The organism is Acanthopleuribacter pedis, from assembly GCF_017377855.1.
GTDB classification, from domain to species: Bacteria; Acidobacteriota; Holophagae; order Acanthopleuribacterales; family Acanthopleuribacteraceae; genus Acanthopleuribacter; species Acanthopleuribacter pedis.
Map to the genome: position 1 here is coordinate 63,572 of NZ_JAFREP010000026.1, position 12,711 is coordinate 76,282.

General features: G+C 65.4%; 1 protein-coding gene. It reads left to right on the forward strand.

Annotation, left to right across the window (positions count from 1 at the left end; translation table 11 throughout):
- Positions 1–55 precede the first annotated feature (55 nt).
- Positions 56–12,697: a non-ribosomal peptide synthetase/type I polyketide synthase gene (locus tag J3U88_RS24465; RefSeq protein ID WP_341535195.1), complete on the forward strand. Its 12,642-nt coding sequence runs from the start codon at positions 56–58 to the stop codon at positions 12,695–12,697.
- Positions 12,698–12,711: the final 14 nt, after the last annotated feature.

Here is a 12,711-nt window from a genome sequence, read left to right on the forward strand (position 1 = left end):
CGTTTTCGGCAGTGGCCCCGCCCGCCAAACACCGATAAGTTGGGCTGGTTTACCGGTGCCTCGCTGGGGTAGAATTTTGCGAAATTCCTTCGCAAATAATCCAGTTCCAAGGAGCTGCGCCATCGCGACATCCATTGAAACCTTGATCGCGGCCTGGGCCGCGCGTGGGATTCGTCCGGTTTTGGTTGAGGGTAAGCTGCAAATTCGCGGCCCCAAGGACGCGTTAACCCCCGAACTCATCGCTGAAATGAAAGAACGCAAGCCCGATATTTTGGCTTTTCTGGCGGTGTTACAACCGCCCGTCGCCCAGGATGAACCGCCGCCCGCGCGGGATCCCGACGCACCCATCCCGCTGACGCGCGGTCAGAAAAGCCTGTGGTTCTTGGACCGTTTCGGCGATCGCGGCGGCGCCTACCATGTGCCGCTCGGCCTCCACCTGCGCGGCCCGCTGAACGTGGAAGCCTTGCACGGGGCCCTCAATGCTTTGGTGCGGCGGCACGAGAGCCTGCGCACCTGTTTTCCCGCCGGCGCCGACGGCGAGCCACGGCAGCACATCCTAGAACCCGCCGACGTCCTTTTGGTGCAACGCGACCTGTCCGACGACCCTGATCCCGAAACCCTGTTTGAGGGGCATGCCGCCGCCGAGGCCGCTCTACCCTTTGATTTGGAACAGGGTCCCTTGGTGCGGTTTGAACTGTGTCGCCTCGCGCCGGAACACCAGGTTTTACTGCTAACCCTGCATCACATCGTCGCGGATGAGGCCGCGACCCGTGTGTTTTTTGAGGAACTGGTTGCCGATTACGAACAAGGTTGCCACGGCGCGAAAAGCCGCTGCGACGCGCCCGCCTACCAGATCGCGGACTTCGCCCTATGGCAGGCGCAACAACTGCGCAACCAGGCCTGGCAGAACCAACGGGATTATTGGGCGCGCCAATTGGCCGGGGCTTCTTTGTCCTGTGAATGCCCGCGTGATCGCGGCCGGCCTTACGCGACCACCCCGCGGGCAGATATCTTTGACTTCTCGTTTTCCCCCGCGCGTTTGGCGGCCTTGGATCGGCTCGCCCGCGAGTTCGGCACCACGCGTTTCACCGTTGCCTTAACCTTGTACGCCACCCTGATTTACCGGCTCAGCGGCCAAACCGACCTGGTGATCGCCACGCCTTTTGTTAACCGACCCGCGCCGATCTGGCACAAGGTGCTCGGCTTTTTTACCAACACCCTGCTTCTGCGTTACGATTTTGATCGAAACCCGCGCTTCTCTGACCTGCTCACCCGCGCCGCCTCCACGGTCATCGAAGCCATGGAACACGGCGATTTGCCGTTCGACGAGGTGGTTCGCCTACTGGGACCGACGCGAGACGGCGGCGCCGTGACCACCCTTGGCTTTGTCATGCAGGAACAACGGGACCGCCGTTTGCAAGCCGCCGGGCTTACGTTTGAAACCATGGCGCGCGGCAACCGCCACGCCAAGGAAGAACTCTGTCTGTACCTCAGCATCGGCGACGACGGCATCGCGGGTTCTTTTGAATTTCGGGCCGATCTTTTTACCGAGGTTTCCATCAACCGCTGGATCGGGTGGTTGGGCCGTTTACTCGATACCTTCACCGCCGCGCCGAACCAACAGGTGGATGCGGTTGCCTTGATGTCTGATGAAGAACGCGAAACCTTACTTGAGGAGGGACAGGGCAGCGCTCGGGCCGGGCTCGATAACCTGTGTTTGCACGATCTTCTGGCCGAGGTCGCCGCGCGCCACGCTTCGGCAACCGCGCTGATCGACGGCGAACACAAGCTGTCCTATCGCCAACTCCACCAAGCCGCCGACGCTTGGGCGGTGCTCCTGCGCACGCATGGGGCCGGGCCCGAACAGATCGTCGCCCTGAGTGTGCCGCGCGATCACCGCGCCCTGGTTGCCATGCTGGGTATCCTCAAAGCCGGCGCCGCCTTTCTCAACCTCGATCCCGATCATCCCGACGAACGCAATGCGTGGATGCTCGACGATGCCGGCGTCCAAATCCTGATTACCGACCAAAACGGGGCCGAACGTGGCTTTGCCGCCTCACGCACCTGCCTGCGCATCGAAGCGCCGCCCGTGCCGGGCACGCGTCCGTTGCCGCCCGCGAAGCATCATCCCGAGCAAGCCGCATACATTATATATACATCCGGTACCACCGGCCGTCCCAAGGGCGTGGTGGTGCCCCACCGCGCCATCGTCAACTTTGCCGTTAACGCCGTCAACCACTACGGCATGAGCCTGTCGGACCGCGTCCTCCAGGGCGGCTCCTTGTGCTTCGACCTGTGCATGGAGGAGCTGTTTCCCGTGTGGGTTTGCGGCGGCACCTTGATCATGGGGGAGGGCGTGGGCCGTGTCGACAGCGCCACCTTTCTCGAATTCAACCGCCGCCACGGCATCACCAACTGGAGCATGGTTTCCTCGCAATGGCAGCAGTTGATCGCCGACATCGACGCCGGTGTCGCGCCCATGCCACCCAGCCTGAATGTGGCCTTGGTCGGCGGTGAGGCGATTGATCCTGCTTCCTTGGCCGTCTGGAACCGGGTCACCGGCGGTCGCGCTCTCCTGATCAACGGTTATGGACCCACGGAAACCACCGTGGTTTCCGTGTATTGCTTGTTGCGCAGCCAGGATGGGAGCATGCCCGGCCAACCCTTGCCCATCGGCACACCCTTTGACAATGAACGCGTGTACGTCGTGGACCGCGCCGGTCGACTTGCGCCCCACGGTGTCGCCGGTGAGTTGATGATCGGCGGCGCCGGCGTAACCCGCGGTTACCTCGGCAATCCCGCCGCCACCGCCGCTGTTTTTGTGCCCGACCCCTTCAGCGATATACCTGGCGCGCGGTTGTACCGCACCGGGGACCGCGTGCGTTGGCGCAACAGTGGGCGCTTGCAGTACCTCGGTCGTTTGGACCGCCAGGTGAAGATTCGCGGGGTGCGGGTGGAGCTGGGCGAGGTGGAAAGCCGTTTGAATGGGTTGCCGGGGGTCGCCGCCGCCGTGGTGTTGTTGCGGCGGGAGACCGGTCGGGAACCCCTGTTGGTGGGTTATGTGGCCGCCGCCGAGGCCGACCCACCTGAGCCGGCTACCTTGCGCGCCCAACTCGCCGCCTTGTTGCCGGATGCCATGGTGCCGCGGTTTGTAATCGTCCTACCAAAACTCCCCGCAACCCCCACCGGCAAAGTGGATACGCGGGCTTTGTCCGAAATCCCTTTATCGACCGCCCCAGCCAAGGCCGCTTTCCAACCGCCGCGTTCCCAGGTTGAGCAAGAGGTGGCCGCGATTTGGGCCGATTTGTTGGGACGTGAACAGGTCGGCCGCGACGATAACTTTTTCGACCTTGGCGGCCATTCGCTGTTGATGTTGAAGTTACAGGCGCGTTTGCGTGCGCTGGGCGGCGACATCGCCCTGATCGATTTGTTTGCGGCAACCACCGTTTCCGCGCAAGCCGGATTGGTGTCCGGCGTCCCCGCCGCGGTCGCCGAGGCCCAACCCGAAGCCATGGCCGACCCCGCCGCAAGCGAGGACATCGCCGTCATCGGTTTCGCCTTTCGGTTCCCCGGCGCCACCTCGCCGGAACAATTTTGGGCCAACCTGATCGCCGGCGACGTGGCCGTCAGGCGTTTTTCCGATGCCGAACTGTTGGCAGCCGGGGAGGACCCCGCGCTGCTGGAGGACACGAATTATGTCAAAGCACGGGCCGTTTTGGAGGGCGACCCCGGCCACTTCGATGCTGAATTCTTTGGATTTAACCCGCGCGAAGCGGCCCGTTTCGATCCCCAGCAACGGTTGCTGCTCGAAACCGCGTGGCACGCTCTCGAACACGCCGGCCTGAACCCGGCCGCCGCGCCCGGCCGGGTCGGCGTTTACGCCGGCGCAAGCGTCAACACCTACTACCACCATTGTTTGGCCGCGGCCGAAAGCGGTGCCGCCGACCACTTCCGGGACACCCTCGCCAACCTGCCCGATTTTTTGGCGGCCTGGATCGCCTACAAACTCGACCTTCGCGGCCCCGCCGTCAACGTGCAAACCGCTTGCTCCACCTCGCTCGCCGCCGTCCACACCGCATGCAATGCCTTGCGCGTCGGCGATTGCGACACCGCGCTGGCCGGCGGGGTTTCCCTCACCGTGCCCGGCTTGCGCGGCTACCTTTACCAAGAGGGTATGGTCCATTCGCCCGACGGATCCTGTCGCCCCTACGATGCCGAGGCCGCCGGGACTGTCGGCGGCGACGGTGTCGGTTTGGTGGTGCTCAAACCCCTGGCCCGTGCCCTCGCCGACGGGGATACCGTCCACGCCGTGGTCAAGGGGTCCGCGCTCAACAACGACGGCGCCGGCCGGGTCGGTTTCACCGCGCCCGCCGTCGCCGGCCAAGCCGCCGTCATCCGCGCGGCCTTGCGCAAGGCCTGCGTGGAACCCGCCGACATCCACTACCTCGAAGGCCACGGTACCGCCACGCCCCTGGGTGACCGCATCGAACTCGCCGCGATCAAAGAGGTGTTTGGCGACAGCAACGAACGGGTGCTGGGCGCCCTCAAGGCCAACATCGGGCACCTCGACGCCGCCGCCGGCATCGCCGGTTTCATCAAAACCCTGCTGTGTGTCGCCCACGGTCGCATCCCGCCCCATCCCGCCTTTAACGCGCCCACCGATCCCGCATCTTGGGACAACCAAAGCCCACGGATCAACAGCGAACCCATCGCGTGGCCCGACACCCACGACGGCCCGCGCCGCGCCGGTGTCAGCAGTTTCGGCATCGGCGGTAACAATGTTCACGTCGTTTTGGCGCAAGCGCCGCCACAGGCGCAAACCCCTGTCGCCAACGAACCTCATTTGATGCTGCTCTCCGCCAAAAACCCGGCCGCCTTGGCCAGCCTCGCTGATGCCATGGCGGCGTTCCTGGAACGAGACAAGCTACCACCGTTCGCCGACATCGCCCACACCACCCGGGTGGGTCGGGCCGCGCTGTCGTACCGCCGTTTCGCCGTTTGTCGCACCAAGGCCGAGGCGCGCGCGTTTTTCAAAAAAATTGCCGCCGGCGAGGAGGCACCCCAAACCGAGGCGGCGGGAACCTTGGTGTGGTTGTTTTCCGGCGAATTGCCCGAGGTCTTTCCCGATCTGCCCGCCATGGCCAAGGTGTTGCCGCTGCAGCCAGGCACCCTCGCCGCCGTCGAAGCCCAATTGCAACATCACCTGGGTCTTTCGCTGGATGACTACCGCGGCAAAACCCGCGACCGCAATGGGGACAACCTCGCTTGGCTGCGCGACCACGTGGTTTGGGTCGCGATGCAAGTCGTCCTCGCCCGAGGATTTACCGCCTTGGGTCTGCGTCCTCAAACCCTCATCGCACGTGGTTTTGGCGAATGGGTCGCCGGTTGTTTCACCGGCGCGCTCAAACTGGAACACTTTTTGGCGCAAAGCGCGGTTTGGCTGCAAGCCGCGGCGCGGGGTGCACCGCCGCAACAAATGATGGTTTCGATGGTGCGGGACGATCTGCTGGGACTTTTTGCCGAACAGGGATTGGCGCGGCTCCAGATCCGCAATGAAGGGGACGAGGGGCGGCACTTGGTGGTGGGTTCCTCCGAGCAGCTGCAACAATTGCGCGCTTTGTCGGCCGAACGGGGTTTCGCCCCGCCCGAGCCCACGCTCAGTTCTTTACCCGCCTGGGAGGGCGACCTTGCCGCTTTGGATGCCGCCTTCCCGCCCGCCACGCGTTCCGAACCCCGATTGGATGGGGATTGCGAATGGCTTTCAACTCGCTTTCCCCAAAGCCCGGTTACCGCGCCCGATGCCACCTTCTGGCGTGATCTCTGGTCGGCCCGCCACCAGGACGCCGCCTGGTTTGCCGCGCTCGGTGACGGCGATCAGCTTTTATTTACTGATTTTTCACCCACCGGTGGCTTGCTCGAAATTGCCCGGCAGCAATGTCCTCGCGCCGTCGTCGCGACCCTGCTGCCGCCTGCCGGCACGCCTCCCGACGGTGCCTTGCTCGGCCTGCTCGGCCGCATTTGGGCCCAAGGCATCCTTCCGAATTGGTCCGCGCTTCCCGGTCCCCGACGCCGCGTGCCCCTGCCGCTTTATCCCTTTGCCAAAACCCGATGCTGGGTTGATCCCGCGCCGCCCCAACCTGAACGCGCCGCCGTCGGCCTGTACAGCCGCGGCATGGTGGCCGTTGAACCCATCGAAACCGCGCGCGCCGGCGGGCGCTGGTTGGTGTTCCTCGATCAGGGTGACCGGGGTGGTGTGACGCGCTGGTTTGAAACCGACGCGGTTCCGGTTTTGGTTTTCCCCGGCACCCATTTCATCGCCCAGGATCCGGCGCGGTTCACGATTAACCCGGGGGAACCGGAACACTACCACCGTTTGCTCGCCGAGGTCGGCCACCTGCCCCAGCGCGTTCTGTACGCTTGGAACCTTCACAACCCCGACGGGCAAGCCCACCAACTTTTTTCGCTGCTTGCACCGCTGTATCTTGCGCGAGCCTTGTGCCGGGGCAACAAGCCCGCCCACGTCGATTTCCTGCGGCGTGGTTTGGCGCGCGTCGAACCAAACGAGATCATCGTGCCCGGCGCTTCTTTGATGATGGGGCCGCTGTGTGTGCTGCCCTTGGAACAGCCAGACCTCCATCTCCGGTGTATCGACCTCCCGCTCAACCAACCGCTTGCCCAAACATCGCCCTTACCCGCGGCCCCACCGCAAAACGGGGTTACGCCCGCCTTGGTCGCCCTCCGAAACCATACCTGGTTTGGTACGTGCGTCCAGCCCGTACGGCCCCGTGCCGCGCGGCGCGGCTTTAAACGCGGCGGGGTTTACCTGATAACCGGCGGGAGCCGCGGCATTGGCTTTCACCTCGCCACCCATCTCATCAGCCGTTGGGACGCACGGGTCATTCTGCTGAGCCGGGATCCCGAGGGGGTTGATCCCGCGCGCCGCGCGACCCTCGATGAATGGACCCAGACCGGTTTGGCCGAGCTGTTTGCCGCCGATGTCACCGATGCGCGTGCCCTTGCCGCCGCCGTGCGCCAAAGCCGCACCCGCTTTGGTCGTATCGACGGCGTGATCCACGCCGCCGGGCTGCCGGGGGGTTGCGACGCCGGGCAGCTTGATGCCGCCGAAATTCGCGGTGACCTGGCGCCCAAGGTTGCCGGCACCGAAACCTTGTTCCAAGCCTTGCGCGGGCTAAAACTCGACTTCGTGTTGCTCTGCTCCTCGCTCTCCAGTTTCCTCGGCGGTGCGGGCCATTTCAGCTACACGGCCGCCAACGCCTACCTCGACGGGGTTGCCGCGGCGGGGAACCACCCCTGGCCGGTGACGGCGATTAATTGGGATTCCTGGCAACAACTCGGCATGACCGCCGCCGTTGACAACCCAGGCGCGCGCATCCCGCCCGAGGCCGGCGTGCGCGTTTTCGAACAGGCCGCCGCGATGGATGTCCCCCTGCTCGCCGTGTCCGTCGCCGATCTGCTCACCCGCATCGCGCGGCGCGACACCTATCTGGCCGCCGCCGGCGCTTCCCCGGTAGGCCGACCGCATACGACGCGGGACAGCCGTTCCCTGGAAGCCGAACTGCTGCGATTGTGGCGCGATTTCTTCGGCGGACACCCCATCGCGCCATCCGATAACTTTTTCCAAATCGGCGGCGATTCCTTGGCCGCCGTCCAGTTGGTGCAGCGCATGAACAGCCAACTGGCCATGCAACTGCGCGTGGTCGATTTGTTTGATCGACCCACCGTGCGTGATCTGGTCACCGCCCAACCTGACAAGGTCACACCGCCGCCTGTCGCCGCGGCCGTGCCCGCCCCGCAACCCGCGCTTGTCGCCGCGGCTGACACCGACATCGCCGTTGTCGGCATGGCCTGCCGCTTCCCCCATGCGCCCGACACCGACACCTTTTGGCGCCGGCTCAAGGAAGGCGCCTGTTCACTGCAACCCGTTGCCGACCTCCCGCCAGACCTCGCCGACGACCCGTCCTGGGTCGCCGTCGCCTCCGTGCTGGAACAGGCCGACGCCTTCGACCCCGCCTTCTTCGGCATGACCCCCGGCGTCGCCAAAAACATGTCCGTCCAGCGCCGTGTCTTTCTGGAAACCGCGTTCCAAGCCTTGGAACACGCCGGTTACGATCCCGCCCGTCACCCGGGTGCCGTGGGTGTCTATGCCGGCGCAACCCCCAGCCGGGAGGGCGGGGCCGAACCCACCGCCGCCGGCGAGCAGGTCCAACAGGATTTCGTGGCCACCGTTGTGTCCTACCTGCTGAACCTGCGCGGGCCGAGCATGGACCTTTACACCCATTGTTCCACCTCGCTTGTCGCCGTCCACAACGCCTGCCGCGCCTTGCAAAGCGGCGATTGCGACATGGCACTCGCCGGCGGCGTGTGCGTGGAGCAGGGCATGCGTGCCGGGTACCGCACCCAACCCGCGGGCATCGAGGCCCGTGACGGCCGCGTGCGCGCCTTTGACGCCGAGGCGACCGGCACCGTGTTCGGCGAAGGCGCCGGCGCCGTGGTGCTCAAGCGCCTGAGCGACGCCCTTGCCGACGGCGATACCGTCCACGCCGTCATCAAAGCCACCGCGCTCAACAACGACGGTGCCCAAAAAGCAAGCTTCATGGCGCCCGCCGTCGCCGGTCAGGCCGCCGTTATTCAACAGTGTTTGCAGCGTGCCGGCCTTTCGCCCGACCAAGTCGACTACGTGGAAACCCACGGCACCGGCACCCCCATCGGCGATCCCATCGAGTTTGCCGCCTTGCGCCGTGCCTTTGGTGATCAACCGCAACAGCATTGCGCCCTCGGCACCGTCAAAAACAACATCGGCCATACCATCGCCGCCGCCGGGGTGGCCGGGCTGATCAAAACCGTGTTGTGCCTCAAACACCGAACCTTGGTGCCCCACATCGGCTTCACGCGGCCCAATCCGCGCCTGGAACTGGAAGGCGGCGCGTTCACCTTCTGCACCGAATTGCGTGAGGGCGGCGGGCCGACCGTCGCCGCCGTCAGCGCCTTCGGCATGGGCGGCACCAACGCCCACGCCTTGCTGACCACCGCGCCGGGGGAACCTGGAAATTCCGGTAGCCACGAATGCCATGTTCTGCCGCTTTCCGCCCACACCGAATCCGCGTTCGGGCTCGCCGCCGAACGCGTCGCTGAATTCTTAGAACAACCCGCGGCTCCCGCCTTGGCCGACATTGCCTTCACCTTGCAAGTCGGCCGCAAGCCGGGCGCCCACCGCGGTTTTGTGGTGGGTCGGGACCGCCAAAGCTGCGTGGCCGCCTTGCGCGCCGCCGGCTTCCTGCCACGCCGACAGACCACCGCGACCAATAAAGCGACAAGCGCGTCCGAGGCGCCGCCCGTGATCGCCCTGTTTCCGGGGCAGGGCGGCGCCATGGCCGGCCTGGCCGGGGACCTTTACCGCGCCGAGCCACGCTTCCGCGACGTCCTCGACCATTGCCTTGAGCGGGTGCGCCAAGCATTGGACGTCGATTTGCGGCCCGCCCTGATCGGCGAAGATTCCGGCCCCCAGGTCGATACACTCCTGGGCCAAACCTTGTTCGCGCAACCCGCGCTTTTCGCCTTCGCCTACGCGCTGGCCGAACTGTGGCAATCCTGGGGCGTTCGGCCCAATGCCTTTTTCGGCCACAGCCTCGGCGAATGGGTTGCCGCCTGTCGCGCCGGCGTTATGGATCTGGACGACGCCTTGCGTTTGGTGTGCTGCCGCGCCAGCCTGATGGACGAGACGTCGCCCGGCGCCATGGCCGCTGTCGCCCTTTCACCGCCCGCGTTGCAACCCTACTTGGAACCCGATGTCGTGGTTGCCGCCTATAACGCCCCGCAACGCCAGGTGATTTCCGGCCCGCCCGAGGCCGTCAACGCCCTGTGCACGCGGTTGCGCGAGGACGGCGTGGTGGTGCGACCGCTCGCCGTCAACCGCGCTTTCCATTCACCCGCCATGAACGGCGCCGCCGGAAAATTGGCCGAGGCTTTGGCCGACATTCGCTTACGACCACCTGGCGAACGCTTTATCGCCAATCTTACCGGCGATTGGGTGCGCCCCGAGGCCGTGGTTGATCCTGCCTACTGGGCCGACCAGGTGCGCCGGCCCGTGTGGTTCGCGCGCGGTATCGAAACCTTACAACGCGATTTACCCAACGCCGTTTGGCTGGAACTGGGACCCGCGCCCAGTTTGTCGCGCTTGGTTCGGGCGAGCTTGCCGGCTGAGGCGACCTTGTGTGACGCCTTACCTACCCGAGGGGAGAATCTTCGCGAACACCTCGCCGCAACCCTCGGTTGCCTCTGGGTCGCCGGTGTGCCCGTCGACTGGACCGCCTACCACGCGCCCCACCGGCGCCGGCGCGTGCCCGTGCCGGGCAGCGTCATGGAACCCCGTTCCTTGGGGTGGGGAAGTCGCGTGCGCGCGCCACGCCCGATCCCAACCCCCGTCCCCAGCGTTTCCACCCAACAGCTCGCCGCACGCGTCGCGCCGATGGTCGCCCGCCTGCGCGCCGAACACGCGGCAACCCAAAGCGAATACGCGGTGGTGCTCGCGGCTTTGGACCAACATTGCATCGCCTACCTCGGCGCCGCCTTGTCTCGGCTCGGCATGGACCTTGGCCTCGGTCAAAAGCTGGTACCCGCCGCCGTCGCCGCGCAAATCGGCGTAACCGGACAATTGCGCGAATGGTTGATGATGATGCTGGACAGCCTGGTGCGAACCGGTTACCTGCGGCGCGAGGACGATCAGCTTGTGGTCGTGCAAAGCCCGCCGCAAAGCGAACCCACCGCCGCCGAACTAACCGCCGCCGTCGCCGGTCAAGATCAACTCATCCCGTACCGCGATCTCCTGCACGCCGCCGGCCCCGAACTCGACGCGATTCTGACCGGGCGCCGCAACGCCGTCGAACTGTTGTTCCCCGAGGGCAACCTGGCGGGCATGACCGGCATCTACAGCGACGCCGAGGCCGCGGACGGCATCCACGCCTTGCTCGGCGACCTCTTCGCCGCCTTCCTGGCTCAATCCGGCAAAAGGTCGTTGAACATCCTCGAAATCGGCGGCGGGACAGGTTCAGCCGCCGCCGCGTTGCTACCGTTCCTCGCCGAACACCAGGCCGTCGCCCCTTGTCGTTACCGTTTCACCGACGTCTCACCCTACTTCCTGCGCCGCGGTCGCGAACGCTGGCCCGACTACCCGTTCATCGATTACCAAACCCTCGACCTCAACCGCGATTTCGGCGAGCAGGGTTTGCCCGCCCAACACTTCGACCTCATCGTCGCCGCCAACGTCTTGCATGTCGCCGACGACCTGCCCGACGCCTTGCGCCGCGTCGCCGCCTTGCTTACCGAGGACGGCCTGTTGTTGGCCCAGGAAAACACGCACCGCTCGATCTTTTCCGACGTCGTTTTTGGCAGCCTCAAGGGCTGGCACGCCGGCGGGGGAACAGCAGCCGCCCCCGACAACGCCGCCGGCTGGTGCAGCCTGCTCGGTGATCTGGGTTTTCGCGATCTGGTGAGCGTGCCCGCCCCCGACCAGGACGACCTCGGCCAGGCCGTGTTGGTCGCCGTTGCACCCAAGCAACGGGTGCCGGTGCAAGCAGCGACGCAACCAAAACCAACCCAACCCGGCCCGGGTGCGGCCGTTTCGACGCCGCTCGCCGGCACCGCCACTGAAACCGCGCTGCAAGCCATTTGGGAAACCAACTTAGAAGTGACGCTCGGCAGTGTCGCGGACGACTTCTTCGCCTTGGGCGGTGATTCGCTTGTCGCGCTTCAGGTCGCCGCCGACATTGAAAGCGCGCTCGGCGTGCGCCTCCACGGTGGCGATTTCAACGCCGCGCCCACCCTCCAGGCCTTGGCCAAATTAATTGACGACAAACGGGCGCCCGCGGAGCCCTGGATCGCCGCCGATTTGCCATCCGAGTTCATCGCGCTCACCCCGGACGACGGCCGCAAACCCTTGTTGGTTTTGGTCCATCCCTTGTTTGGCTGGGTCGACGTGTTCCAAACATTGGCCGCCGGATTGGCGGCACGCTACGCTGTTTACGGCTACGAGTCGATGGTGTTCAACCACCCGGAAACCCCAGCCGACATCGGTGCCTTATCGACCGCGCTTTGTGTCGGCCTGCGCATGCTCGCCCCAGGGCGCTCCTGGCTGCTGGGTGGTTACTCCTACGGCGCCGCCCCCGCTTTGCACGCCGCCTGCCGCCTCGACCAAGAGGGTGCCGGCCCCAACCGGCTGGTCCTGCTCGACGCACCCCATCCCAGCCAACTGCCCGCCAACTTTGGCAACCCCAACGCCGCCTTTGCCGAATTTTTCGGGATAACAAGTCTGGACGAATCCACCGCCGATGTGTTGGAAACCGCGCCCCAAGCCTGGCCCGCCCAATTGCGCCAACGCGCTGAACTGCTGGGTCATCCCCTAGCGCGACTGAGCGAAGCGCGCATCGCCGCCTGCCTCCAGGTATACCGAACCCATTGCACCGCGCTCAAGGCCTTCCAGCCGCCGCGTTACCGGGGTCGCGCCCTTTTGCTGGACGCCGCCGACCACGAAACCCGCTTCTTCGCCCGCCAATCCGAGGCCTGGGCGCCCCATTTCCTCGGCGTCACCATGCGCCACACCGTGCCCGGCAATCACTTCTCGATGTTGAACCCACCCCAGGTTTCCGCCCTCATCGAATTGTTCCGACAATTGAAGGACTGATCCTGCGACTTTTG